Here is a 25,016-nt window from a genome sequence, read left to right as displayed (position 1 = left end):
GCCATTTCGGCACGGGAAGGGGCCCAATCAAAGCGTTTACCAAGCTAATTAGCCTAAACTAAAACCAGCTTATTCTCACTTTCACTAAAAAAGCGCACTCGCTGAAGGCAAGGAGAGCGAATGTTTATCATCAAATATTATATTCTTGGCGCTCTGATCAGTTTATTGGCCGCTATTTATATTCCCCAAATCATGGTTAGCCTGTTGTTCTTATGGGTATCTCTTTCTTTAGCATTAGTCAGCGTAGCCTACGTTTTCGACATTCCCTCCATTTTTAGAAAAAACCAAGACGGCAAGATTGTCAGGTGGATCCGCTGGGCATTCATCCCCTTTTTACTGGGCGCTAGAGCATATAATGCCTGGGAAAGACGGCGCGATACTGTGCCTCCGATCCAAAAAGTCAGCGATAATTTATACCTCTCCCGTCGGCTATTTCAGAGTGACTTAGATTTTCTCGAATCCAATGACATCTCTTGTATTGTCGATGTCACCGCAGAATTTGCTGGGCTTGAAAGTGCGATGACCGACAAGCAGTTTCATTACCTTTCGATTCCGGTGCTCGACCACAAAGCCCCAACGTTGGAACGCTTGCGTCATGCGATTAACTGGATTGATACGCAAATCTCGTGCTCGCGAGCTGTGGTTGTGCATTGTGCGTTAGGGCGTGGTCGATCGGTGTTTGTTGTTGCGGCGTATCTACTGAGCAAAGATCCGTCGCTGACGGTTGAATCTGTGATGAAAAAAATCAATGACGTGCGCAGTACCGCGAGATTGAATAAATTGCAGATCAAAACGTTACGAGCGATAAGTGAAAAAGGCGTACTGGGTCTGGATCAGTCCACTTGGATGGTGGTTAACCCTGTTGCAGGTGGTGGCAAATGGGAGGAAAACGAACAGCACTTGATTCGTGAGCTAACCAAAAAATATCGTTTGAGTATTCATAAAACGACGACAGACCTCAGCGCCGAGCAGCTAACACAACAGGCAAAAGAAAGTGGGGCTAAGCAAATTATCGTAGCGGGTGGCGATGGCACAGTGACGGAAGTGGCGAGCCAGCTGGTAGGTACTGATATCAAACTCGGTATTGTTCCGCTCGGAACCGCCAATGCGTTATGTCATGTGCTCTATGGAGTTGGCGCAAAATTCTCACCAGTCGAAAAAGCGTGTGAAGCATTGCTAGCAGGTCACTGTCAACGTATTGATACGGCGGAGTGTAATCAGAGGCTTATATTGTTAGTCCTAGGTATTGGCCTAGAGCAGAAAATGATCGAGCATGCGCAGCGAGAAGAGAAAAACACCTTTGGACAATTGGCCTACTTAACGGGCTTTTTTAACGCGGTGGTGGCGGAAGAGATGCAGACGTTGACTGTTGCGATGGATGCGCCATTTGAAGATGAAAACCGCGAAAATGGATCACAAACGCTAGAAGTTCATAGCTTTGTCGTTGCGAACATCGCTCCTTTTAGTACGTTGCTCGCGCAAGGTGGTGGTGCTCCGCAGCCTGACGATGGCAAGCTGCATATCACGTATTTAGATAACACCGAATCTTTAGGTGGACGCCTCATCGCATTGTCTGATCTGACATTAACCAGCGTAGGTGCGCAGGAGGAATCGACTCATTTTCAATACGCGACGGCTCAGAATGTCACTATTTCTGCGAACAAACCGATTGAGTATGTGATTGATGGTGAGCTTTATTCTGATGAGCAATTAGCGATTAAGCTTCGTCCAAAATCGTTGAATGTATTTGTCCCAAGCGGGAGAAGTAAATCGGCTTAGCTTTAAAACAGATAAGCAGTGGATAATGCGCCATTTGCCTAGTGCTTTATAGCGTACCTTTGTTTACCGGTTTAGTCGTAGTTTTGAGGGAACCAATAAGGTCGCTGCGTAGGTGCAGCGGCTTTTTTATATCGGCATTTTTTGTATCTGAGAGAGCGTCTATTTATCGTTCTCGAAGTGAAAGGAAGAAGGGGGTGAGTATGACTACTCACCCTGGGGTAAGTGCTTTTCAATTTCATCGTTTTCGACTTGTAAAGCAGCTAACCAGTAAGAAACAAGCGCCGTTAAGTTGGTGTCGTCAATGGCTCTGAGTAGCGCTTTTAAATCATCTAACAACAACTTGTTCATGAAATGCATTTCTTTGTAATTACCTAGTTCGGCAACGCCGTATTCGGTGGCATTTTCCGCAATGAATTGTTCACCATCTTGGTCGAAGAACAACTTCGCCATCTTTTTGATCATCACTTTTTCTATTTTAACGAATCGATACGCCGCTCTTGCGAGTGTCATATGCGATTGCGGATTAACGAGAGGCAAACACGTTTGGCGATGGTGTGTCATTTTTACGAGTAGCTCCCTTACTCGATTATTATCCAATGTCATACTGACCTCTTTATTTATGACTACCGTGTTGATTACTCGGTTTAGTGTTTTCTAGTTTTGGTTGTATTGAGGTGCCAGTGGTCTTATCAGAAATGGCCAAAACGAGTTGGCCATTTTCTCTGCCAGCGCTTGATTGCAAAGGCGACCACTAAGGATCAGCTGATAAGGCTGATGCTGCTGAGCTTTTCTTTACAGCTTTTGATATCACTGCGAACTTTCAGTAGAACCGAATTATCCGCTTGCTCTGGGTGGCTAGTAATTAGGTTTTCGATCTCTTTGAGCACCTTGCTTTCAACACCTTCGAGCTGTTCCAAATACATGGACTCTTTGTCAGAAGACACCTCCTTCATCACATCGCTGTACACCTCACGCGCTTTAATGGTGTAGGAAACCGGAGTGTCGTCGGCAGAGTCTTCCTGGTTATTTGCCAATGTGTAGGGAGTAAGCTCAAGCACCGCTCGCTCACGTACTCTAAGCAGTTCTACCAACACATTATTCAAAGAAGTGTTGTCAATGTTCTCAATGGCCTTGTTGTAAATGTCATTTCCGCTCTCGATAAGCTCAATGATTGAGGCGATATTTTCATTTTTCATATCTCACTCCTGATTTGGTTGGTGATGGGAGTGTTTGTACGTATGGGGAACAAACACAGATGTTTCATCTTTAGTTGCAGGTTGTATGCCAATGAATGTTATTTTTCTATTAATCAATTGGTTATGAGTTTATTGCGCAAAAATTGGAGGGTTGCAGACGAGGCGCTAAGAAAAAATTACAAGAATGTTGGGGGAAGTCTGGAAAGAATTACACGTACAGATAAGGATTTGTCGTGAAACAAAACAAAAATAAAATAAAAACAAATGCTTATAATTTTGGCACGGATATGGCTTTGTAGTGAGTAAGTGAGTTCAAAAGTTGTTTCACTTGATTTACTACTCAACTCATCAACGGAGGCTAGTTATGGCTACAACAAAAGAAAGCACAGTAAAACCTCAAGAGCAGTTAGAAGAAGCATATCACTTGGCGGAGCAAGCCACGACGGAAGCCGTCGGCGCAATGAAAGACCAAGCTAAAGAGAAATTTGATGTGGGCGCGGAACACGTTCAGCAGGCGACCAAGTCGGCAGAGAACGTTATCAAGGAGCGTCCATTGCTGAGCATTGGTTGTGCCTTCCTTGCGGGTTGGGCGGTTTCGAAGCTGATCAAATAATCACGGTCCAACGGATTAAGCCACATAACAGAAGGCGAGGGTTCCAATGAATAACTCCGGACAAGTCACCAACCAGCAACCAGGCTCGGCCGCAGCAGACAGCGGTCGAGCCCCAAGTGGGGCACAAGAGCAGGATATCCAACAAACCATCAATGGTTTGAGCAGTATTCTTTCACAACTGGACCAATTGACTCAATCGCTGAAAGCGTGGTCGGGTTCAACGTTGGATTTGTTCCTCTTGGAGGTGAAAGTTAATGCGTCCGCAGCGCGACAGATTTTGCTGTGCACCATTGTTTTTACCTTATTGTCGGTATTGTTCGTGTTCAGTTTGTGCCTTGCTTCTGGTGTGGTGGCTTATCAGCTGACCGCTAACGTGTATGTTGCAGTGGGCGTATTTATTGCGTCCTTAAGTTTAGCATTATTGTCTTTAGCTTGGTGGCAGAAGCGTTTAGTTGGTTTCCTTGGATTCAAAAATACGACAGAACAGTTGCAGGAGGGGTGGGATGCGCTCGCTACAAAAGCTCAATCGAGCCATGCGAATCAAGCGGATGGAAGGTAAGGCATCTTTAGAGCAATGCTGCTTGTCGATGGAAATGTTCACGTTTACCACTAAGAAGTTTGTGAAAGAAAATCCTTGGACGACGCTAGGTATTAGTGCTGTCGTTGCCGTTACCGCTGCCAAAGCGGGTCGATTGTCTCGATTGACTTCTTCTATATCTTCCATGGGGCTATTGGCGAGTAGTGTCTCCGAACTGACGGATTCGCTTGCCAAGCCAGTTATGGCAGCGTCTTCTAACCAGTCGGGCGTAGAACAAGGTCAAAATGCTGAACCACAAGCAAGTAATACTGCTTCGACAGAAGAGACCGCGACAGAAACAGAAGTCGAGCAACCCCAACAACGGCTTTCGCCGATAATGATTCCTACCGACCTTGAGCCTTTTTATGACAGCGAAATTGAACATTCCTGCCAACACCGCGATTGGTGCAACCCTTCTTGTCTTATTGCTCGTTCCTGGGCTGTATTTTGCTAAGCCAATCTTGTTACCTATTGTGCTTAGTACCTTTATTTCCCTGTTATGCAGTCCTTTCATTAACTATCTTGAAGACAAAGGTTTACCGCGCGCGATTACCGTCGTGGTGACTCTGTCATTCTTGGTTGGTGCTTCAATTATTGGCCTTGCTGCCATGTCTGAGCCTGCCAAGCAGTGGTGGTCTGAACTGCCCAGTATCGTGAAAAATGTGTCGCAAGAAGTGAGTGAAGTGACTCAAGCCTCGGCGGATCACCTTAATACGCCGCTGAATATTGCCAGCGATATGGGTATGGATGAAGTCGGGAACAATACCGTATTTTCTTTGGTGAAGACACTCGCGACCACGACGCCGACCATTTTGACACAAGCGATGATCGTGCTGTTTATGGTTTATTTTATGCTCAATCATGGACGCAGCTTATTTCGAAAGTCAGTGTCGTACTTGCATGGGTTTGCCAAGCAGCGCCAAGCGATTGAACTGGTCAAAGCACTACAGAAAGACCTATCTCGATACATTGGCACTATCACGTTGGTGAATGCGGGACTTGGGTTGAGTGTTGGGGCGGTGTTTTTTGTTTTAGGCCTTGAGGACCCGTTCTTGTGGGGTGCGTTTGCTGGCGTGATGAATTTTGCGCCGTATCTCGGCCCAGTCATCTCTATGGTGAGTTTCGGTTTTGTGGCTTATCTGCAGTTGGAGTCGGTCAGTTTTATGCTCACTGTGGTGTCTATCTATTTGTTGATCAACTTGATTGAAAGTCAGTTTGTCACGCCAACGTTATTAGGGAAAAGATTCAACTTAAATCCGTTAGTGATCTTCGTTTGGCTCGTGTTCTGGGGTTGGCTTTGGGGCGGTATGGGGCTCTTAATCGGTGTACCGCTATTGGTCTGCATTAATATTTTGGTTGAGCGTCTAGAGCTGTGTCAATCAACTCAAAGTCAACCAAGCCAAACCATCCCCGAGGATGTGGCTCCACGAGAATGACTTGGGCGACAAGCTGGCTCAACGAAAAAGTTTTTCCGCACTTACTGGTCGGCTAAAAAGATACCCTTGACCGTAAACACAGCCTTTTTCGAACAAGTAATCGGCTTGCTCCTGAGTTTCTATTCCTTCCGCTACGACTTTCAATGACAGTGTTTTGCCCATGGCGATAATCGCATTCACAATCGCATTGCTATCTCTATTGCTGGGTACATCACTGACAAACGAACGATCAATTTTCAGCTTATTGATGGGTAAACCTTTCAAATAAGACAAAGACGAATAGCCTGTGCCGAAATCATCCAGAGAAATCTCGATGCCTAACCCTCTTAGTTGATTTAACGACGCAATGGCTTGTTGAGGGTCGATCAGTAAAAAGCTCTCGGTGATCTCCAAATCCAGCCGTTGAGCAGGAAAACCGGTTTGATTGAGGATATCGCTCAATCTCTGAATGAAATTCGATTGCTGAAGCTGTAATGCAGACACATTAACCGCAATTCTGCCAAACTCAATGCCTTGCTTCAGCCAAGCATTTCCTTGCTGACAAGCGTGTAGCAAGACCCACTCGCCAATGCTTTGGATAAGCCCCGTTTTTTCTGCAATTGGAATAAAGTCGGCTGGTGGTACAAGGCCAAATTCGGGGTGCTGCCAGCGTAATAAGGTTTCAACGCCAACAATCGCATGTTGCTCCAAGTTATATTGTGGCTGGAACTCTAATCGAAGTTGCTGCTTTTCTATCGCTTGATGTAAAGCAGATTGAATGCGCACATGGGATACCGATTTATCGGTTAAATCTGGTGAGTAAAATGCGTAGCCGTTGCGCCCATTTTTCTTCGCTAAGTACATCGCCGTATCTGCGTTTTTGAGTAAGGTTTCGCTGTCTTGGCCGTCTCTTGGGTATAAGGCTATGCCAATACTGGTCGAGACGCGCAGTGAGTCGTGATTTGCCAAGTCGAACGGTTGTTGGAAAACGCTGAGAATATCGCCGACGGTTTCCAGCAAAGCCACATCACTGTGGACGTCCGGCAAAATGATCACGAACTCATCGCCGCCAATACGAGCCACATGCGCATTTAAGTGAAGAATATCTTGCAGACGGATAGCCAACTTAGACAGCAACTGATCACCACAAAAGTGACCCATGCTATCGTTGATGTGCTTGAAATGGTCGATATCCAGAAATAGGGTGGCAAACGTCTGTTGGTTCTTGTGCCCGGTTTCAATGTGTTGCTCAAGCAAGCTAAGTAAATGGGTGCGATTAGGTAGATTCGTTAACGGATCATAAAAGGCCATGCGCTGCAGTTTTTCTTCGTGCGCTTTACGCACGGAAATATCTTCAAATACACAGATGTAGTTAATGAGATGATTTTTATCGTCCATTACGGCACTAATGGTCGCTAACTGCGGGTAAATGCTGCCATCTTTCTTTCGGTTGATGAACTCGCCTTTCCATTGACCTTTGGTTTCGAGCTGATGCCACAACTGTTTATAGAAGCCTTGGTCATGATGACCAGAGCGCAGAATTCTGGGGTTCTTTCCAATCACCTCTTCAGAGCGATAGCCGGTGATTTGAGTAAAGGCTGTGTTTACATCAATGATGTTGGCATTGCGATCAGTAATGACCATGCCTTCTTGTGAGTTATTAAAAATTTTGGACGCCAATGAGAGTTGCGTTTCGACCATTTTCCGGCGTGTGATGTTGCGCGTCATGCCCAGAATGCCAATTAAGTTACCGTCATTATCACGGACAGGAGACTTAATGGTTTCTAGCCAAGTTGGGTTATTGTTTTCATCAATTTGGCGGCATTCTTCGACGATGTTCAGCGTGCCTGTCGCCACGACCAAGTTATCGGCCTCAATGAACTTCTCTGCTCGCTCGTGGCTAAACAGTGCGAAATCGTCTTTGCCGATGATCTCACTGTTGGTCTTTTGCCACGCATTTTCTACGCTTCGGTTGGTCATCGAATAAAGACCATCCATGCCTTTTATCCAAATATGGTCTTCAAGGCAGTCGATAAACTCTTGCAGCGTCGGTAATGGTGTGGTCGCTGTAGTTTGATGGCGTGTTCGTTCTTGCTGGTAGTGTGAGCTGATATCAAAGCTCATTCTTCCCACTAATGCACTCAGCCAAGCAGATACTACCGTGATTTGATCGTCAGGGTGAGTCAGCGCTAATACGGCAAACAGATCGCCATTTGGTAGCCAAATTGGACCTATGCTCAAGGTTTGCTGTCCAAAGGATGTGTGGCTTATCGTCAAGTCTGTCGGTGTAAATTGAGCGGCAACTTGCACTACCACTTCGACGATAGCGCAATGATTTTGAACCGAGGTGGACACCTCAGTTGATAGCCACTGCTGGGTATCGCTCAGAGTATAAAGTTGTCCCTGAGCTTGAGTAGCATCACAGCATTGTTGCAGAGCCTGTTGCCAGTCTGCCATCAAAGGCGAAGGAATAGCGAAGCGAAACATAATTAATAACGTGTCCTGAAGCGCCCAAAGATAGTGGTATTAGAATCTAGCTTAAGCTATTGGGCCGTGTTGGTATCGTATCCAACGCTTAGGTAATTCCCAGCAGCGTAAGGCGCTTTCTATCATTAAACTGTTAGCTATATCTCTTTTTTATCCAACTCATTGCATCGTTTATTGAGGTTTTTTGTTCATCATTGAGAAGTGCTCATGGCTTTGGTTTTTTTACCCCACGATACTTGTTGGACCACTAATCCACTGATGATCAGTATTAAACCAATCAAGGTTGATGGATGAATTTCTTCACCAATGATGGTTGCCAATAGCATCAGTGAGATGAATGGCGAAGCAAAGATCAGATTACTGATGCGGGCTGTGTTTTGCGTCGATTTGAGGGCGCTTAGCCATAGGACGAAAGTAATCCCCATTTCAAATAGCCCGACATACGTCACCGCTGCCCAGCCTTTAATTGAGATTGCCTGCCAGCTCGCACCTTCATAAATACTTAAACCAATGGCAAATGGAATAGCGACCAAAAAACCAAGTAATACACCAACCACAGGGTCGGCCTTATTTTTGGTGTTTAAAATCCAGTAACCAGCCCACAACAGTGTCGATAGCAGCGCCAACCCCACGCCCAACGGGCTCTCGAATTGCATGCCGAGAACATTGCCCTGCGTGGCAATTACAATCACGCCTACATAGCTAAAACCGCAAGCGAGCCAATCTTTAGCACGGATCTTCTGCCCTAAGAAAATAGCAGCCATTAGCGTCAAGGTAATGGCCCAGCTGTAGTTAATTGCTTGGGCTTGAGATGCAGGCAGCAAGTCATACGCTTTAAAGAGAATGACGTAATACGCCAAGGGGTTAATCAACCCAAGCAGTAGGTAATACCAAGGGTTTGAGAGGAAGGTGGCACTTAACTGGCCCAACTTGCCTTGCACACCACAGATTATCGTCAGCGCAATCGCAGAGACGATACTGGCAATGCACAGCATTTGGATTGGCGTAAATTCTGCCAACGTGAGTTTAAATGCGGTTGCAACGGTAGACCAAAGTAATACTGCTGAGAGCCCAAATCCTAGGGCGCGACGCTCGTTCATGATGCCTCTGCGTGATGATGTGCCGCTCGGTTTGGTTCATTTGAGCGGAAGAAAGAATATTATAGGAAGGCCTAGTGTATGCGAGGATTTTTCATCCAACAAACTGGACATTTATCCAGTGTCTAAATACCATTGTTATAGATACAAAACACAGGCTAACTCGCTATTATGCAATGGATTCTTGAGTACCAATCTCTCATTCTCTCTTCTCTTTGTGCTGCCACGCTTAGTGGTGTCGCCGTCGGTTGGTGGGTGAAACAGCGTTTTATCACCCAAACTCAGCTTCTCGAACAACAACTTGTTTCAGAAAAGCAGCTTCACCAACAGCAGCTTGAACAGGTTAAACAAAGCCTTGCCGATGCCCAGCAAGAGTTGGATGAATTAGATGATGAGCGCGATAAAGCCGCGTTTGAAGTACGCCAAACACACGGAAAGCTGATGGCCGCAATGGAAAAACTGCGTTACTTCGAGGCTGTAAAGCAAGAGCGCCAGCAATACTTTGATGAGCTTGGTCAGATGCGTGAGCACAAATCACGTCTAGAAACGCAACTGCGTGAGCAGCAAGCACGTCATGAGCAAATCAACCAAGCCAATGCCGAAAAACTGCAAATTCTAGAGCAAGCGGAAGCGCGTCTGAAACAGCAATTTGAGCACTTGGCCAACCAATTGTTTGAAGAAAAAACCGCGAAGGTCGACTTGCAAAACCGTCAGAGTTTGGAAGGTTTGTTGTCACCGCTCCGAGAGCAGCTAGAAGGATTCAAAAAGCACGTTAATGACAGCTTTAGCCAAGAAGCTAAAGAGCGCCATACCTTAGTGCATGAGCTCAAAAACCTGCAACGTTTGAATGAGCAAATGACGCGCGAAGCGGTTAATTTGACCCAAGCGTTGAAAGGGGACAACAAGCAGCAAGGTAATTGGGGTGAAGTGGTGCTCGCGAGGGTGCTTGCCGAGTCGGGACTGCGTGAAGGGCACGAATATCAGACTCAGGTGAATTTGCAAAATGAAGCAGGCAAGCGCTACCAACCTGATGTGATTGTTCATCTCCCACAAAACAAACAAGTGGTTGTGGATTCCAAAATGGCGCTGGTTGCCTATGAGCGCTACTTCAACGCCGAAACTGATGCCGAGCGAGACCAGGCTTTGAGTGCGCACTTAGCCGCACTGCGTGCTCACATTAAGGGTTTAAGCATGAAGGACTACCACAAACTCAAAGGTATTCAGAGTTTGGACTATGTGCTGATGTTTATTCCGGTTGAGCCTGCTTTCCAAGTCGCGATTCAAGCCGATCCAAGTTTGATCAAAGACGCGATGGAGCAAAACATCATTTTGGTGAGCCCAACAACGTTGCTGGTGGCACTGCGCACCATTGATAATCTATGGCGCAATGAACGCCAGAATGAAAACGCCAAAATGATTGCGCAGCGCGCGACAAAACTCTACGACAAATTACGATTGTTTGTGGACGACATGGAAGGGCTCGGCGGTGCGCTGGATAAGGCGAATCAAAGCTATCAAGGCGCAATGAACAAGCTTGCCACAGGGCGCGGGAATGTGATTCGTCAAGCCGAAAGCTTTAAGCACCTTGGGGTTGAAATCAAACGACCAATTTCTTCTGACCTCGCACAGTTAGCGCAGAGTGATTCATTTTCAGAAAATGACCCGTTAGTAGAAAGACATCCGGCTGAGGATAAAGTAAACTAATCGCCCGCAGTGCAGTGGGCGATTTTATTTGTCAGCAAACGCCCCGCAGAGAGAAAGCGCTGCCTAAGAGGAATTAGAATGACGGACACAAGTTTGCAATCCAATACAGCGTTAGAGAATGAAACCACCCACTTTGGTTTCTCTACAGTGGCAAAAGACGAAAAAGTGACTAAGGTTGCCGAAGTATTCCACTCCGTGGCAACAAAATACGACATCATGAATGACCTGATGTCTGGTGGTATTCACCGCCTTTGGAAGCGCTTCACTATCGATTGTAGTGGCGCTCGCCCTGGCCAACGTATTCTTGACCTAGGTGGTGGTACGGGTGATTTAACGGCGAAATTCTCGCGCATTGTTGGCGATGAAGGCCATGTCATCCTTGCTGATATCAATAATTCAATGCTTAACGTTGGTCGCGATAAACTGCGTGACAACGGTATTGTGGGTAACGTGCATTACGTTCAAGCTAACGCAGAAGAACTGCCGTTCCCTGATGATTATTTTGATGTCATCACCATCAGTTTTTGTTTGCGTAATGTGACTGACAAAGACAAAGCGCTTCGTTCAATGTTCCGCGTACTGAAGCCAGGCGGCCGTCTATTGGTGCTAGAATTTTCGAAACCAGTGCTAGAGCCGTTATCGAAAGTATACGACGCATATTCATTCCACTTGTTGCCGAGAATCGGTGAGCTAGTTGCGAATGACTCAGAGAGTTACCGCTACCTAGCGGAGTCAATCCGTATGCATCCAGACCAAGAAACGCTGGAAGGCATGATGCAAGACGCAGGTTTTGAAAACACCAAATACTACAACTTAACTGGTGGTATTGTGGCTTTGCATCGCGGTTATAAATTCTAAGGGTTAACGGCATGCCATTTGAACCACTTATCACCGCTGTGATTGAAACGTCACTGAATACTCTGATCAAAGACGACCCTGCATTGGGCCGTCGTTTAGCGCGTCTAAAAGGTCAAGTTATTCAAGTTCATCTGAAAGAGATCAATAAAACACTGACGTTCGTTTTTAGTCAGCAAATTGATGTGCTCGGTCATTACGAAGGACAGCCAAACTGCTACTTATCGCTCAACTTGAGCGTGTTGCCAGAGCTGCGTGACCAGGCCAACATCACTCGCCTTATTAAACAAGATAAACTTGAGCTTGAAGGCGATATTCAATTGGCGCAGAAATTCTCTCAGTTGATGGTGGATTGCAAGCCAGATGTTGAAGAGTGGTTGTCTCGCGTAACTGGCGATGTCGCCGCACATACCTTTGTGCAAGGTTCAAAAAACATAGGCAACTTCCTCGCATCTCAAGCAGAGAAACACCAGCGTCATCTTGCGCAAGTAGTGACTGAAGAGTGGAAGTTGGCACCTGCTCCTCTAGAAGTGGCGTATTTTTGCGACCAGGTTGATGAGGTTCGCAGCCAGGCTTCTCGCGTTGAAGCACGCTTGACTGCTTTGCTGAATAAGCTGGATGCAAATAAGCCGGCATTGGAGAAACCATGACGCCAGCAGAACTAAAGCGCTTATACCACATCGCCAAAGTACAACTGGAATACGGCTTAGATGAGCTGCTTCCCGATCACCAACTGACCAAAGCTCCGTTATTACTGCGCAAAAGCCTGTTCTGGATTAAGAACAAGCATCCAGAAAAACCACTCGGTGAGCGCCTGCGTTTAGCGTTGCAAGAGCTGGGGCCAGTTTGGATTAAGTTCGGTCAGATGATGTCAACGCGCCGTGACTTATTTCCTCCGCATATTGCTGATCCCCTAGCTTTGCTTCAAGACCAAGTGGCGCCATTTGATGGTGAGCTAGCAAAAAAGCAGATGGAGCAGGCATTAGGTGGCCCGTTAGAAAACTGGTTTACCGAGTTTGATATCAAACCACTGGCGTCTGCGTCGATTGCTCAGGTGCATACTGCGCGTTTAAAAGACTCTAACCAAGAAGTGGTATTAAAGGTTATCCGCCCAGATATTCGCCCGGTCATTGATTCAGATCTAAAACTGATGCACCGAATGGCGCGTATAGTCGCCGGAGCGATGCCTGAAGCACGTCGTTTGAAACCGGTTGAAGTTGTACGTGAGTACGAGAAAACATTGCTTGATGAACTCGACTTACGACGTGAAGCGGCGAATGCCATTCAGTTGCGCCGCAACTTTGAAGGCAGCGAAGAATTGTATGTTCCTGAAGTTTTTCCTGACTTCAGTAATGAAACTGTCATGGTTTCTGAGCGAATATATGGCATTCAAGTCTCTGATATTGATGGCTTGAAAGCAAATGGCACCAATATGAAATTGCTCGCGGAGCGCGGCGTGAGTGTGTTCTTCACTCAGGTGTTCCGAGACAGCTTCTTCCATGCCGATATGCATCCGGGGAACGTGTTCGTCAAACCCGAACATCCAGAGAACCCAATGTGGATCGGGCTAGATTGCGGAATCGTTGGTACACTTAATAGTGAAGACAAGCGTTATCTGGCGGAAAACTTCCTGGCGTTTTTCAATCGAGACTATCGCCGAGTGGCGGAGTTACATGTGGACTCAGGATGGGTGCCTGCCGATACCAATGTCGATGAGTTTGAGTTCGCGATTCGCATTGTGTGTGAGCCTATTTTTGCTAAGCCACTGTGCGAAATCTCCTTTGGTCATGTGTTGTTGAATTTGTTCAACACGGCACGTCGATTCAATATGGAGGTTCAGCCACAGCTTGTATTGCTGCAAAAAACGCTGCTGTACGTGGAAGGTCTTGGTAGGCAGCTGTACCCTCAGCTTGATTTGTGGGAGACCGCAAAACCATTCCTTGAAGAATGGATGATGAATCAAGTTGGGCCGCAAGCTTTGGTGAATGCAATTAAAGATCGCGCACCATTTTGGGCGGAGAAGTTACCGGAACTGCCAGAGCTGCTTTACGATAGCCTGAAACAAGGTAAAGCGATGAACCAACGCATGGATCAGCTTTACCAAGGGTATCGTCAGAGCAAGCGCCAGCAGGCGACAGGAAAGTTTTTATTTGGCGTTGGCGCCACTTTAGTCGTATGCTCGGCAATATTGGTGAACAATGCTTTTGAGCAGCTTTCGTTGGCCAGCGGTATCGCAGGTGTCACATTTTGGCTGCTTAGTTGGCGAGCTTATCGTCAATAGACGTTAAACTCTTGAAATATTTTTGTTTATTTAAAGACCCGAGGTAAAGAGAATGGGTGGTATCAGTGTTTGGCAACTTCTAATCATTGCTGTAATTGTTGTATTGCTATTCGGAACTAAGAAACTACGCGGTATCGGTGGCGATCTGGGTGGTGCCGTTAAGGGCTTCAAAAAAGCGATGAGCGAAGATGAACCTGCGAAAAATGACAAAGACGCAGACTTCGAACCAAAAAGTCTAGAAGAGCAGCAGAAAAAAGAAGCTGCTCCTGAAACGAAAAAAGACAAAGAGCAGGCGTAAAACGTGTTTGATATCGGTTTTTGGGAACTGGTATTAATATCTGTTGTTGGTCTGGTCGTTCTTGGGCCGGAGCGTTTGCCTCATGCTATTCGCAGCGTGTCTCGCTTTATCGGTGCCGCTAAGAGTATGGCAAATAGCGTCAAAGACGAATTGTCACACGAGCTGAAAGTCCAAGAGCTGCAAGAAAATTTGCGCAAAGCAGAGCAAATGGGGATGGATGATTTGTCCCCTGAGTTGAAATCTTCAGTCGAAGAATTGAAGAAGGCAGCGCAATCTGTAAATCGTCCTTACGCAAAGAACACCGATTCAGAGGCTGAGCCTGTAAAAACAGAGCCAGCAGCAGAAAAGGTAGAGAAAGCGGAAGAGAGCAAGGTTACAGCGGCAGATAAGAAAGCCGAATAGTCTCATTAGGAGGAGCTACTAGTGATTGGTAGCTCCTTTTTGATCTGGTTTTTAATAAGAGGTTTGCCATGTCTACCGTCGAGCAGACACAACCTTTAATTAGTCATTTGTTGGAGCTTCGCAACCGACTACTGCGCTCAATTTTGGCAGTGTTGGTGGTGTTTGTCGGACTAATTTATTTCTCTAACCACATTTACGAGTTTGTTTCCGCACCTTTAGTAGAGCGTCTACCTGAAGGCGCAACCATGATTGCTACGGATGTGGCTTCACCCTTTTTCACGCCACTGAAGTTGACGTTAATCGCTTCGGTATTTATTGCGGTGCCGTTTATTTTGTATCAAGTTTGGGCCTTTGTTGCTCCTGGCTTATACAAACATGAGCGTCGTTTGATTATGCCGTTGCTGTTTTCCAGCTCACTGCTGTTTTATTGCGGTGTGGCATTTGCGTATTTTGTGGTGTTTCCACTAGTGTTTGGCTTCTTTACTGCTATCTCATTGGGTGGTGTAGAGTTTGCGACCGACATTTCTAGCTATCTCGATTTTGTCCTGGCGCTATTTATGGCGTTTGGCATCGCGTTTGAGGTGCCTGTTGCGATCATTTTGTTGTGTTGGACTGGTGCCACCACTCCAGAAGATCTAAGACAGAAACGGCCTTATATCATTGTGGCGGCGTTTGTCGTAGGTATGGTGTTAACGCCACCAGACATGATCTCGCAAACCTTACTCGCTATTCCGATGTGTTTACTGTTTGAAGTCGGTTTATTCTTTGCGCGTTTTTATACGCGTCGAAGCGAAGAGGTAGAAGCGGAAACCGAAGAATAAGGCTAATCTAGATGTGAAAAGCGGCTCAATTGAGCCGCTTTTTTTTTGCGGTTGGTTTGTTTCTTGGGCTAACTACTTAACTTTCATGACGTAACCACACTTTGTGCATACGTATACTTCCTTGATGCCCAGCAGCTTTTGAAAAAAACTGCGCGGTACGCGTTGTAAGTAAGCACCATGTGTACACACTTCAACTTCCATATTCATGCTGTTTTACATTTGTGCTAATTAATGGGCATAAAGCAGTATAGAAAAAGAATATGTCTAATTGTCGACAGTTTTGCAAAACAGACGAAGTAAAGTGGCGATATGAGAGGTAAGTAGAGTTGCTAGTTAATTATTATGTTTATCAATAACTTTGTGTGGGTTGTTCTATTATTTCAATAGGTTGAATCATTCATTCAATAGTTTAGGTAATAAAAAAGCGACGTTGATTTCGTCGCTTTTTTCAATTTTCGTGAATTAAATATTAAACAGCTTTTTGGCATTTTCAGTCGTTATTGCATCGATAGTTGCGACATCGACATCACGCAAGTCGGCAACACGTTGTGCAACGAGAGAAGTGTAGGCTGGTTCATTACGCTTACCACGGTGCGGTACAGGCGCTAAGTATGGACAATCGGTTTCTAAAATGACCCACTGCATATCCAAATGTGGAATGACTTTATCCATCCCGCCATTCTTAAAGGTCGATACGCCACCCAAGCCTAAGTGGAAGCCTAGCTCATTGATTGCTTGCGCTTCTTCTAAGCTGCCTCCAAAACAGTGGAATACACCACGCAGACGACCATCTTGCTCTTGTCTTAGCAAAGTGAGTGTTTCTTCAATCGAATCACGAGTGTGGATAACGACTGGTAAATCCATCTCTTTTGCCCAGTTAAGTTGAGCTACGAACGCCATCTCTTGCTCGGCGCGATAGGTTTTGTCCCAATACAGGTCGATACCAATTTCGCCCACCGCAATAAACTTGTGTTTCTCAAACCAGCCGCGGATGATTTCCAACGTTTGCTCAACGTTGTTATCCACATAGCAAGGGTGGAGTCCCATCATTGAGTGGCACACGTCAGGATATGCCGCTTCGGTTTGTAGCATGGGCTCAATAGAGTCCAGATCGATGTTTGGCAACAGGATCTTATTAATGCCTTGCGCTAAGGCGCGTTGTACTACTTCATCGCGGTCGTTATCAAATTCGCTGGCATAGATGTGCGCGTGGGTATCGATCATCGTTACTCTCTGTGCTTCATGGTTGGTTTCGTATTCGAAGTATACTTGAGTGTGAGTGCTGGGTCATTTTCAGTTTTTTTCATTACCTTTTTCCAGATTGTCACTCGCAACATGCATCAAGAGTGATATGATTTTGTTCACCAGATGATTTGATCATCATAACCGTCCAGACAAGGAGAAAATGGTGTCTGTATCAATTCAAGGTCCATTCCCTGCACGCCGTATGCGTCGTTTACGTAAGCACGATTTTAGTCGTCGTTTGATGGCTGAGAACCAACTTTCTGTTAATGATCTGATTTACCCAATGTTCATCCTAATGGGTAAAGATCGTCGTGAGAGCGTGGAGTCCATGCCGGGTGTAGAGCGTTTGTCGATTGATTTAATGCTAGAAGAAGCGCAATACCTTGCAAATCTAGGCGTTCCAGCAATCGCGCTTTTCCCTGTCGTAAACCAAGACGCTAAAAGCTTATGTGCTACTGAAGCCTACAACCCAGAAGGTTTGGTTCAGCGAGCAGTACGTGCGCTTAAAGAACATATTCCTCAAATCGGTGTGATCACAGACGTGGCACTTGACCCATTCACGACGCACGGCCAAGACGGCATCATCGATGAAGATGGCTACGTAATGAATGATGAAACCACAGAAGTATTGGTTAAGCAGGCTTTGTCTCACGCTGAAGCGGGTGCTGACGTCGTCGCGCCTTCAGACATGATGGATGGCCGAATTGGTAAGATCCGCGAAGCATTAGAAAACGCGGGCTACATCCATACTCAAATCATGGCTTACTCGGCTAAATACGCATCGAACTACTACGGACCATTCCGTGATGCGGTTGGCTCCTCTTCAAATCTAAAAGGCGGCAACAAGAAAAACTACCAAATGGACCCAGCAAACATTGACGAAGCGATTCACGAAGTGGCGCTAGACATCAATGAAGGTGCGGACATGGTGATGGTTAAACCTGGTATGCCATACTTAGATGTAGTTCGCCGAGTAAAAACTGAACTTCAAGTACCGACATTTGCTTATCAAGTATCTGGCGAGTACGCGATGCATAAAGCGGCGATCATGAATGGCTGGCTCAAAGAGCGCGAAATTGTGATGGAATCACTACTGTGCTTCAAACGTGCAGGTGCTGACGGCATCTTAACGTACTTTGCGAAAGATGTGGCTGAGTGGTTGGCAGAAGAGAATGCACAAACTGCTCAACACCTAAATCGTACTCCGGAAGCGACTGAAGAGTAATTATCGCTCAGTGAGAAACACCAGACCAACAAGAGTTGTTCGTCTGTATATACCCAAGTAACCTCAGGCGGATTACAACAGTAACAATCCAAGGTGCTTGGGTATTTTTATTTTGGAGAAGAGAACAATGACAATGCTGATTCGTGAAGGCACATTGGAAGAAGCACTTCAAGTTGTGGCACGTGTTACCGAATTTTCGAAAGGAGAAACGGTAGACTCCATGACTCAACGTTTAGAAGAGAAAAACAGTTTAATCCTCGTTGCAGAAAAAAATGGCACGATTGTCGGCTTCAAAATAGGTTACGAATTAGAGGATGGTGTTTTCTATAGCTGGTTAGGTGGTGTAGTTCCTGAGGCTCGAAATGAAGGCGTGGCACAATTACTTTTGGAAGCACAAGAAGATTGGGCGGCTGAGCAAGGCTATAACACGTTAAAAGTGAAATCTCGAAATCAGTTTCCTGCTATGCTTCGATTGTTATTGAGAAATGGCTATATCATTGAAAAATTTGAAGAAAAAATCAATCTTCGTGAATCTCGAGTTCATTTCATTAAAGCGATGTGAAAATAAATGAGATTTTTTCTCATTTAACTGTTGACTACGAAATGAGAATCATTATTATTAAACCTGTCTTAGGGAATGAGGAAGAGTTCACAAGGACGTTGAATGACTTATTAACAGAAGTTGATTAACTGAAAGTTGAGAAGTGATGAAACATTTTTCCGAGAACTTGCACGAATTCTTTTTGACACGACATTGCTCACATTGCTTCCAGTGTAATTTATAGCTTCTTGGTTAAGCTGCTCTATTTACAGAATTTGCTTTACCACTTCTGCTAGGCGACCCCATTCGGGTCGCTTTTTTCTTTTCTACGATTTCTATTTGACGTCACTATTCGTATTTTTTCCACACACGATGATCATTTAAGGATCGTTGATCTTCTCGCCGTTTTATAAAATAAATATTTAAAAACAATAACTTACCGTGTGTGTTTTTTGTGTTTTCTATCATTGGATAACCAGTGGATAATTTCTATAAACAGAGTTATCCACAGGGTGAGGTTGTCTTCGTGAATAAAATCGAAAAATTTACGCGACCTAGATCGAGCGAACAAGATAGATTCGGATCAGCAGTCATGGCATCCTAGGCAGATCTCTCAAGTACTGAATTGGATACAGACAATTATGGCAAGTATTCCTGAAAATCCGTTGATCCTTATCGACGGCTCTTCTTACCTATATCGCGCTTTTCACGCCTACCCGGGCACCATGAGTAATGGTGAAATTCCAACGAATGCCGTTTACGGTGTCGTGAACATGTTACGCAGCATGATGCGTCAGTTTGCGTCTGAGCGCATCGCGGTGGTTTTCGATGCGAAGGGAAAAACCTTCCGTGATGATATGTATGCAGAATACAAAGCTAATCGTCCGCCAATGCCGGATGATCTGCGTTGCCAAATTGAACCATTGCACAATGTTATTCGCGCGATGGGTTTACCACTAATCTGCGTTCCTGGTGTCGAAGCGGATGACGTTATTGGTACGTTGGCGCATCAAGCATCACAAAAGGGCATGCCTGTATTGATCAGTACTGGTGATAAAGACATGGCGCAGTTGGTGGATGATAATATTACCTTGATCAACACCATGACGAACGTCGTGATGGATCGTGAAGGTGTGGTTGAAAAGTTTGGCATTCCACCTGAGTTAATCATCGACTACCTAGCGCTGATGGGCGATAAAGTAGATAACATCCCTGGTGTACCAGGCGTGGGTGACAAAACAGCGACCGCACTACTGCAAGGTATTGGCGGTCTGACTAAGCTGTATGAAAATCTCGATGACATTGCTGCGCTTGGCTTCCGTGGTTCTAAAACCATGGCGAAGAAGCTCATCGATAACAAAGAAAATGCTATGCTGTCGTACGAGCTCGCGACCATTAAATTGGATGTTGAACTTGAAGAAACGCCAGAATCACTGCTGAAAGCGGAACCAAATAAAGACGAACTAGTGAAGTTGTATGGTCAACTGACGTTTAAATCTTGGTTGAACGAGCTACTTGAAGGTGGTTCTGGGTCGGTAGAAGCTGTTGAGCTTGCTGGCTCTGCTCAAGCCTCTGCTTCTCATGCCGAGATGGAAACTTCCGCAGTGACAATCGACCGCAGCCAATATGAAACGATTCTGGATGAAGAAACCTTCAATGCGTGGCTAGACAAACTTCAAACGGCCGAGTTGTTTGCGTTTGATACGGAAACCGACAACCTAGATTACATGCTAGCGAATCTGGTTGGTTTGTCATTCGCTGTCGATGAAGGTATTGCTGCTTATGTGCCTGTTGCACATGACTACCTAGATGCACCTGAACAGCTTGATCGTGATTGGGTTCTAGGACAGCTTAAGCCAATTCTTGAAGATGCAGCGAAAGCAAAAGTTGGTCAAAACTTAAAGTATGATGCGTCTGTATTGGCTCGTTATGACATTGAGCTAAAAGGTATCAAGCACGACACGATGTTGGAATCGTACATTTACAACAGTGTCGGCGGTAAACACGATATGGACAGCTTGGCGCTGCGCTTCCTACAGCATAGTTGCATTTCTTTTGAGCAAATTGCAGGTAAAGGCAAAAATCAGCTTACGTTTAACCAAATCGAGTTGGAACAAGCATCGCCATACGCGGCAGAAGATGCGGATGTGACCCTTCGTCTGCACAATCGCTTGTTTGCGAATATCGAGCAGGATGAAAGCCTGAAGACAGTGTACGAAGAGATTGAAATGCCGTTGGTGCCAGTTCTTTCGCGCATTGAACGCACCGGGGTCTTTATCGATGAAATGAAGCTGAGTGCGCAGTCGGTAGAGATTACCGCTCGCCTTGATGAGCTTGAAAAGAAAGCGTATGAAATTGCAGAGCAAGAGTTCAACATGAACTCGCCAAAGCAATTACAAGCCATCCTATTTGAAAAAATGGGTTTACCGGTGGTGAAGAAAACGCCATCAGGTACACCATCGACGAATGAAGAAGTGCTGCAAGAGCTTGCCTTAGATTACCCACTGCCAAAATTGATTTTGGAATACCGTGGTTTGGCGAAGCTAAAGTCAACGTACACGGACAAACTGCCGAAGATGATCAACCCAACAACAGGGCGTGTGCATACTTCTTACCATCAAGCGGTAACCGCAACAGGTCGTCTATCTTCTACCGATCCGAACTTACAGAACATTCCAATTCGTAACGAAGCTGGCCGTCGTATTCGCCAAGCGTTTGTCGCACCATCTGGGCATAAGATCTTAGCGGTCGACTACTCGCAAATCGAACTGCGCATCATGGCGCACCTTTCTGGCGACCAAGCGTTATTAGATGCCTTCCGTGATGGTAAAGACATTCACGCGGCAACTGCGGCAGAAATTATGGGTCTGGATATTGAACAAGTATCCAGTGAGCAGCGTCGCCGTGCTAAAGCCGTTAACTTCGGGCTTATCTATGGCATGAGTGCATTTGGTTTGGCGAAGCAGCTTGGTATCCCTCGCGGCGAAGCACAAGCCTACATGGATAAATACTTTGAGCGTTACCCTGGCGTTATGCAGTACATGGAAGACACGCGCAGCACGGCTGCAGATAAGGGCTATGTTGAAACGATTTTTGGTCGACGTTTGCATTTACCAGAAATCAAATCGCGCAACGGTATGCGTCGTAAAGCTGCTGAACGTGCGGCAATCAACGCACCGATGCAAGGTACAGCTGCGGACATCATTAAGAAAGCGATGCTGTTGGTTGATCAGTGGATTCAGGAAGAAGGCAATGGCCGTGTGAAGTTGTTAATGCAAGTACACGATGAATTGGTCTTTGAAGTTGAAGAGTCATCATTGTCCGAAATTGAAAGTAAAGTACAGAAATTGATGGAATCTGCAGCAGAGCTAAAAGTACCGTTGGTTGCAGAAGCAGGGCACGGTGACAACTGGGATCAAGCTCATTAGTCACTTTTAGACCAAAATAACCAATTAATTATGAGCCAGCGCACAAACGCTGGCTTTTTTTTGCGATTAAAAAAGCTAGCGCAAAGTTAACTTTGATGTTGCTTAATAAAAATTTCATGAAAAAAAACTACAAAAATTCTTTGCAATTCTGACCAATTGTTGTACATTAATACTCGTAGGGTACAGAGGTAAGATGTTCTATCTTTCAGACCTTTTGTTTCACGTTATTGGATTAGGCTGATTCAGCCGCCCCAGTCAGCTTTTGACTGGGGCGTTTTTTATTGGGCGAAAGAAAATTTTTCTTTTTGTTCAATGTGTTGGGTTGGTAACGACTTGTCTTTATATCTCTCCCATCTTTAACCTATTGTCTACACTCCAATTTTATTCAAAAACTCGCAAACTATTCAGTCTGTAAATTTATGCCAATCACACTATGATTTTTTCTTGAAGGAAACTAAGTTGACGTGGAAGTGGGGAGGTTTCTGTCTAACTTGTTGAATTGTATTTTCTTTATTGGTTATGGTAGTGAGTTGATTAAGCGAAAGCTAAAGTTAGGCGGCTTTTTAAGCTATTGAAATCATCCGATAGTTCAGCAATGCTTCGTCACATAACAATAATTACCAATTTTTCTCTCCCGTTATCCCTGCCAGGAAGGTGGGGATTTTTATTACCTGTTATTTAGCTCAGATAAACAAAAGCCCCACCAAATGGTAGGGCCGTGTCGAAAAAATTTAACAAATATTGTTAATTATTCTTCGTCGCTTGTTGGGGTATCCAGTTCGTCTTCTTCTATCAGGTGCGCGAGCGCCGGTGCAAACCAGGTATCTAGTTTTGCGCGCAGCTGATCAACGCCTAATCCTTTAAGGGAAGAGAACACATCAACGGAAACGTCGCCACCGAAAGTTTCCACTTGTTTGCGAACTTTCAGCAGGGTTTGTTTGCGTGCGCCACTTTTTAGTTTATCTGCTTTGGTTAGCAAAACTTGCACAGGAATGTGGCTATCGATGGCCCAGAAAATCATTTGCTGGTCGAGATCTTTCATTGGATGACGAATGTCCATCAGAACCACTAAGCCTTTTAGGCACTCGCGTTTCTGTAGGTATTCACCTAAAGATTTCTGCCATTTGTTTTTCATCTCTACCGGTACTTGAGCAAAACCGTATCCAGGTAGATCGACAATGTGACAACCTTCTTCTACTTTGAAAAGGTTGATTAATTGCGTACGACCAGGTGTCTTTGATGTCTTGGCTAAGCTTTTTTGATTAGTTAGACGGTTAAGTGCACTCGATTTACCAGCGTTTGAGCGTCCTGCAAACGCAATTTCGACACCTTCGTCTTCCGGCAGGTGACGAATATCGGGTGCGCTGGTGATGAAATGCGTATTTTGGTAATGAATTTTTACGCTCACTGTTAACTCCATCTCGACTTTGTGTAGTCGATTGATTACTTTTTTGTGAAAATGTGTAAAATAACCGTGCTCGGCATAAGGTCGCCTATTGTACCATGAGTGTACGCGGTATGTTCACATTCCGTGGTACTGGAAGCTTGATAATTATAATGGAATGTCATGAAGAAATTAGCGCTAATTTTGAGTCTTTTAGCCAGTTGCTCAGTATGGGCCCAAGGTAATATTGAGGCTGGTAAAGCAAAATCACAAACCTGTGTCGCCTGTCACGGAGCAGATGGCAACAGTGCAATAACAACGTACCCGAAACTCGCAGGCCAACACGCTAAGTATCTTGAGAAGCAGTTAAAAGAACTTAAGCTAGGCATGACAAGTGGTGGTAAACAAGGTCGTTACGATCCTGTAATGAGTGGTATGGCAATGCCACTGAGCGATGAAGATATCGCAGACCTATCTGCTTACTACGCTTCGCTACCAGTTTCAGAAAACTCAACACCTGAAGATGTAGTAGCAAAAGGCAAAACGCTTTATACCGCTGGTGATGCCGAGCGTGGCCTAACCGCATGTATTGCATGTCATGGTCCTCGTGGCAATGGTACTGAGCTTTCAGGTTTCCCGAAAATTTCTGGTCAGCATGCTGACTACATCAAAGCTCAGCTAGAAAAATTCCGTGATGGCGACCGTGGTAATGATATGAATGCCATGATGCGCGACATCGCGAAGAAAATGACAGACGAAGATATCGAAGTGCTGTCTAAATACGTTGGCGGTCTGCACTAATATACCTAAATCGCTCAAGATCCTGCATCTTGAGCTGGTTGGGTAGATGTCCCTACATCGTTCGAGCAACTTGTACAAAAATGCCCTAGTGAATCCACTAGGGCATTTTTGTTCGTGACAGATATCACAGTCGAGTTTGGATGCGAAAGCGATAGTTGGCTCGGCAGTTTGTGAGACATTTGCCATACTTGATGTTGGCTTTTTCTTGTTAGTGTTTTTAAGTTTTTGATTAAATGACAATTTTGATATTTTTAGAAAATAGGCGGATTATTTTTTCAACCCATTACTTGTGAGCATCGCGGGATGGCGTAAAGTAGAAGTCGTTCACAGGGGGTGAATGTAAGGATTTTAGACCACGGTTTAGGTCTCCAAGGATGTAGCTCGGATGCTTGGTGATTTAGAAAGGGGTTTAGATAGGTAGGGAGCCTATCTGATAAGGATGGTCATCTCGTCTGACGGTTAAGACAGTGAAACGGATCAGGCACAGGAAGTTGCTCAGTAGACAGGAAGTAAACGGATAGCCAAAACTCATCAGGAAGATGAAAAACAACTCTTTTTGGCAGGGAAAGCTCGAAAAACAAAGGGATCATTGGTGCACCAAATGTGTGCAACACAGTTTCGCCAATTGATGGCACTTAGAAAGCGACAGTCTGACTGTCGCTTTTTTTATATTCTTTTCTCTTGGTAAGTCGCAATCTGAATTACGATTACTGCACTTATTTACTTCGATGGGTTGTAAAGTAAGCGTCTACGAACCGACTCATTGACTTTCTAATATCTACGCAGATACCGCCAACTAAGGCGGTATCTGTCATTCTGAGCGGTATTCTGTAGGGGCGGACTATTCCGTCTTTGGCATTTTCCAAG

At 45.2% G+C, this 25,016-nt stretch carries 22 protein-coding genes; 16 read left to right on the top strand and 6 right to left on the bottom strand.

What is annotated here, in order from left to right; translation table 11 throughout:
• Positions 1–120 precede the first annotated feature (120 nt).
• Positions 121–1,779 carry a diacylglycerol kinase family protein gene (locus FKN08_RS22245; RefSeq protein ID WP_170892873.1) on the top strand — a complete coding sequence of 553 codons (1,659 nt, stop codon included), beginning with the start codon at positions 121–123 and terminating at the stop codon, positions 1,777–1,779.
• A 204-nt stretch (positions 1,780–1,983) separates the two neighbouring features.
• Here the strand turns inward: FKN08_RS22245 and FKN08_RS22240 are convergent, their stop codons facing one another.
• Entirely contained in the window at positions 1,984–2,382 is a 399-nt protein-coding gene (locus FKN08_RS22240; protein WP_005379193.1) for a hypothetical protein, read from the bottom strand.
• Between the two features lie 155 nt (positions 2,383–2,537).
• Positions 2,538–2,975: a DUF2383 domain-containing protein gene (locus FKN08_RS22235; protein ID WP_005394423.1), complete on the bottom strand. Its 438-nt coding sequence runs from the start codon at positions 2,973–2,975 to the stop codon at positions 2,538–2,540.
• 364 nt (positions 2,976–3,339) lie between these two features.
• Here FKN08_RS22235 and FKN08_RS22230 point away from each other — a divergent pair, with 364 nt between their 5' ends.
• From FKN08_RS22230 to FKN08_RS22215, 4 genes are read left to right on the top strand one after another with little or no spacing between them, the layout of a single operon-like run.
• Entirely contained in the window at positions 3,340–3,588 is a 249-nt protein-coding gene (locus tag FKN08_RS22230) for a hypothetical protein (protein WP_005394426.1), read from the top strand.
• A gap of 46 nt (positions 3,589–3,634) precedes the next feature.
• Positions 3,635–4,147, top strand: coding sequence for a hypothetical protein (locus FKN08_RS22225; protein ID WP_170892872.1), 513 nt, complete (start codon positions 3,635–3,637; stop codon positions 4,145–4,147).
• On the top strand, positions 4,092–4,619 hold the full coding sequence (locus tag FKN08_RS23865; protein WP_249373466.1) for a hypothetical protein: 528 nt from the start codon (positions 4,092–4,094) through the stop codon (positions 4,617–4,619). Before FKN08_RS22225 ends, FKN08_RS23865 begins: the two co-directional genes overlap by 56 nt.
• The gene (locus FKN08_RS22215; RefSeq protein WP_005394430.1) at positions 4,531–5,601 is read left to right on the top strand and encodes an AI-2E family transporter; all 1,071 of its coding nucleotides are present in this window, start codon (positions 4,531–4,533) and stop codon (positions 5,599–5,601) included. The genes FKN08_RS23865 and FKN08_RS22215 overlap by 89 nt, the downstream gene beginning before the upstream one ends.
• Positions 5,602–5,619: 18 nt before the next feature.
• On the opposite strand, the gene FKN08_RS22210 is transcribed toward FKN08_RS22215, so the two are convergent.
• Together FKN08_RS22210 and FKN08_RS22205 are read right to left on the bottom strand one after the other, a co-directional pair.
• Positions 5,620–8,067 carry a bifunctional diguanylate cyclase/phosphodiesterase gene (locus FKN08_RS22210; protein ID WP_065646520.1) on the bottom strand — a complete coding sequence of 816 codons (2,448 nt, stop codon included), beginning with the start codon at positions 8,065–8,067 and terminating at the stop codon, positions 5,620–5,622.
• A gap of 191 nt (positions 8,068–8,258) precedes the next feature.
• Positions 8,259–9,167: a DMT family transporter gene (locus FKN08_RS22205; RefSeq protein WP_170892871.1), complete on the bottom strand. Its 909-nt coding sequence runs from the start codon at positions 9,165–9,167 to the stop codon at positions 8,259–8,261.
• 168 nt (positions 9,168–9,335) lie between these two features.
• On the opposite strand from FKN08_RS22205, the gene rmuC reads away from it, so the two are divergent.
• From rmuC to tatC, 7 genes are all read left to right on the top strand, one after another.
• A complete protein-coding gene (gene rmuC, locus FKN08_RS22200; protein WP_005394435.1) occupies positions 9,336–10,868 on the top strand; it encodes a DNA recombination protein RmuC in 1,533 nt (510 codons plus the stop codon).
• A gap of 78 nt (positions 10,869–10,946) precedes the next feature.
• Entirely contained in the window at positions 10,947–11,726 is a 780-nt protein-coding gene (ubiE, locus tag FKN08_RS22195; RefSeq protein ID WP_005379210.1) for a bifunctional demethylmenaquinone methyltransferase/2-methoxy-6-polyprenyl-1,4-benzoquinol methylase UbiE, read from the top strand.
• 11 nt (positions 11,727–11,737) lie between these two features.
• On the top strand, positions 11,738–12,373 hold the full coding sequence (locus tag FKN08_RS22190) for an SCP2 domain-containing protein (protein WP_065646522.1): 636 nt from the start codon (positions 11,738–11,740) through the stop codon (positions 12,371–12,373).
• Positions 12,370–14,004 carry a ubiquinone biosynthesis regulatory protein kinase UbiB gene (gene ubiB / locus FKN08_RS22185; RefSeq protein WP_006741774.1) on the top strand — a complete coding sequence of 545 codons (1,635 nt, stop codon included), beginning with the start codon at positions 12,370–12,372 and terminating at the stop codon, positions 14,002–14,004. The genes FKN08_RS22190 and ubiB overlap by 4 nt, the downstream gene beginning before the upstream one ends.
• Before the next feature lie 52 nt (positions 14,005–14,056).
• Complete coding sequence (gene tatA / locus FKN08_RS22180; RefSeq protein WP_005382958.1) at positions 14,057–14,302, top strand: Sec-independent protein translocase subunit TatA; 246 nt, start codon at positions 14,057–14,059, stop codon at positions 14,300–14,302.
• 3 nt (positions 14,303–14,305) lie between these two features.
• Positions 14,306–14,704, top strand: coding sequence for a Sec-independent protein translocase protein TatB (gene tatB / locus FKN08_RS22175; protein ID WP_005382959.1), 399 nt, complete (start codon positions 14,306–14,308; stop codon positions 14,702–14,704).
• A gap of 68 nt (positions 14,705–14,772) precedes the next feature.
• Positions 14,773–15,525, top strand: a complete 753-nt coding sequence (tatC, locus tag FKN08_RS22170) for a twin-arginine translocase subunit TatC (RefSeq protein WP_005379234.1) — start codon at positions 14,773–14,775, stop codon at positions 15,523–15,525.
• A gap of 462 nt (positions 15,526–15,987) precedes the next feature.
• Here tatC and FKN08_RS22165 read toward each other — a convergent pair whose 3' ends face one another.
• On the bottom strand, positions 15,988–16,749 hold the full coding sequence (locus FKN08_RS22165) for a TatD family hydrolase (protein ID WP_046874158.1): 762 nt from the start codon (positions 16,747–16,749) through the stop codon (positions 15,988–15,990).
• A 184-nt stretch (positions 16,750–16,933) separates the two neighbouring features.
• Here FKN08_RS22165 and hemB point away from each other — a divergent pair, with 184 nt between their 5' ends.
• From hemB to polA, 3 genes are all read left to right on the top strand, one after another.
• Entirely contained in the window at positions 16,934–17,995 is a 1,062-nt protein-coding gene (gene hemB / locus FKN08_RS22160; RefSeq protein WP_031777176.1) for a porphobilinogen synthase, read from the top strand.
• Positions 17,996–18,122: 127 nt separating this feature from the next.
• Positions 18,123–18,557 carry a GNAT family N-acetyltransferase gene (locus FKN08_RS22155; RefSeq protein WP_012841227.1) on the top strand — a complete coding sequence of 145 codons (435 nt, stop codon included), beginning with the start codon at positions 18,123–18,125 and terminating at the stop codon, positions 18,555–18,557.
• A 620-nt stretch (positions 18,558–19,177) separates the two neighbouring features.
• Positions 19,178–21,964 (top strand): DNA polymerase I, encoded by a 2,787-nt coding sequence (polA, locus tag FKN08_RS22150; protein WP_170892870.1) that lies wholly within the window; start codon positions 19,178–19,180, stop codon positions 21,962–21,964.
• 748 nt (positions 21,965–22,712) lie between these two features.
• On the opposite strand, the gene yihA is transcribed toward polA, so the two are convergent.
• The gene (gene yihA / locus FKN08_RS22145) at positions 22,713–23,372 is read right to left on the bottom strand and encodes a ribosome biogenesis GTP-binding protein YihA/YsxC (RefSeq protein ID WP_104971129.1); all 660 of its coding nucleotides are present in this window, start codon (positions 23,370–23,372) and stop codon (positions 22,713–22,715) included.
• A gap of 159 nt (positions 23,373–23,531) precedes the next feature.
• Between yihA and FKN08_RS22140 the strand changes: the two genes are divergently transcribed.
• Entirely contained in the window at positions 23,532–24,149 is a 618-nt protein-coding gene (locus tag FKN08_RS22140; protein ID WP_005379248.1) for a c-type cytochrome, read from the top strand.
• The last annotated feature ends 867 nt before the right edge of the window (positions 24,150–25,016 follow it).

The sequence above is a fragment of the Vibrio sp. 1-2 (7-a) genome, assembly GCF_013048515.1.
GTDB lineage: Bacteria > Pseudomonadota > Gammaproteobacteria > Enterobacterales > Vibrionaceae > Vibrio > Vibrio diabolicus.
The sequence above is the reverse complement of the archived record's forward strand: the minus strand, read 5'-3'. Positions and strand labels throughout refer to the sequence as shown.

Coding starts and splice junctions, on each gene's coding strand:
- FKN08_RS22205 (WP_170892871.1), bottom strand. CDS start 9,167: ATGAACGAGCGTCGCGCCCTAGGATTTGGGCTCTCAGCAGTATTACTT.
- tatA (WP_005382958.1), top strand. CDS start 14,057: ATGGGTGGTATCAGTGTTTGGCAACTTCTAATCATTGCTGTAATTGTT.
- polA (WP_170892870.1), top strand. CDS start 19,178: ATGGCAAGTATTCCTGAAAATCCGTTGATCCTTATCGACGGCTCTTCT.
- FKN08_RS22240 (WP_005379193.1), bottom strand. CDS start 2,382: ATGACATTGGATAATAATCGAGTAAGGGAGCTACTCGTAAAAATGACA.
- ubiE (WP_005379210.1), top strand. CDS start 10,947: ATGACGGACACAAGTTTGCAATCCAATACAGCGTTAGAGAATGAAACC.
- FKN08_RS22225 (WP_170892872.1), top strand. CDS start 3,635: ATGAATAACTCCGGACAAGTCACCAACCAGCAACCAGGCTCGGCCGCA.
- FKN08_RS22245 (WP_170892873.1), top strand. CDS start 121: ATGTTTATCATCAAATATTATATTCTTGGCGCTCTGATCAGTTTATTG.
- rmuC (WP_005394435.1), top strand. CDS start 9,336: ATGCAATGGATTCTTGAGTACCAATCTCTCATTCTCTCTTCTCTTTGT.
- FKN08_RS22190 (WP_065646522.1), top strand. CDS start 11,738: ATGCCATTTGAACCACTTATCACCGCTGTGATTGAAACGTCACTGAAT.
- FKN08_RS22215 (WP_005394430.1), top strand. CDS start 4,531: ATGACAGCGAAATTGAACATTCCTGCCAACACCGCGATTGGTGCAACC.
- FKN08_RS22155 (WP_012841227.1), top strand. CDS start 18,123: ATGACAATGCTGATTCGTGAAGGCACATTGGAAGAAGCACTTCAAGTT.
- tatC (WP_005379234.1), top strand. CDS start 14,773: ATGTCTACCGTCGAGCAGACACAACCTTTAATTAGTCATTTGTTGGAG.
- FKN08_RS22165 (WP_046874158.1), bottom strand. CDS start 16,749: ATGATCGATACCCACGCGCACATCTATGCCAGCGAATTTGATAACGAC.
- FKN08_RS22230 (WP_005394426.1), top strand. CDS start 3,340: ATGGCTACAACAAAAGAAAGCACAGTAAAACCTCAAGAGCAGTTAGAA.
- FKN08_RS22210 (WP_065646520.1), bottom strand. CDS start 8,067: ATGTTTCGCTTCGCTATTCCTTCGCCTTTGATGGCAGACTGGCAACAG.
- ubiB (WP_006741774.1), top strand. CDS start 12,370: ATGACGCCAGCAGAACTAAAGCGCTTATACCACATCGCCAAAGTACAA.
- FKN08_RS22140 (WP_005379248.1), top strand. CDS start 23,532: ATGAAGAAATTAGCGCTAATTTTGAGTCTTTTAGCCAGTTGCTCAGTA.
- FKN08_RS23865 (WP_249373466.1), top strand. CDS start 4,092: ATGCGCTCGCTACAAAAGCTCAATCGAGCCATGCGAATCAAGCGGATG.
- FKN08_RS22235 (WP_005394423.1), bottom strand. CDS start 2,975: ATGAAAAATGAAAATATCGCCTCAATCATTGAGCTTATCGAGAGCGGA.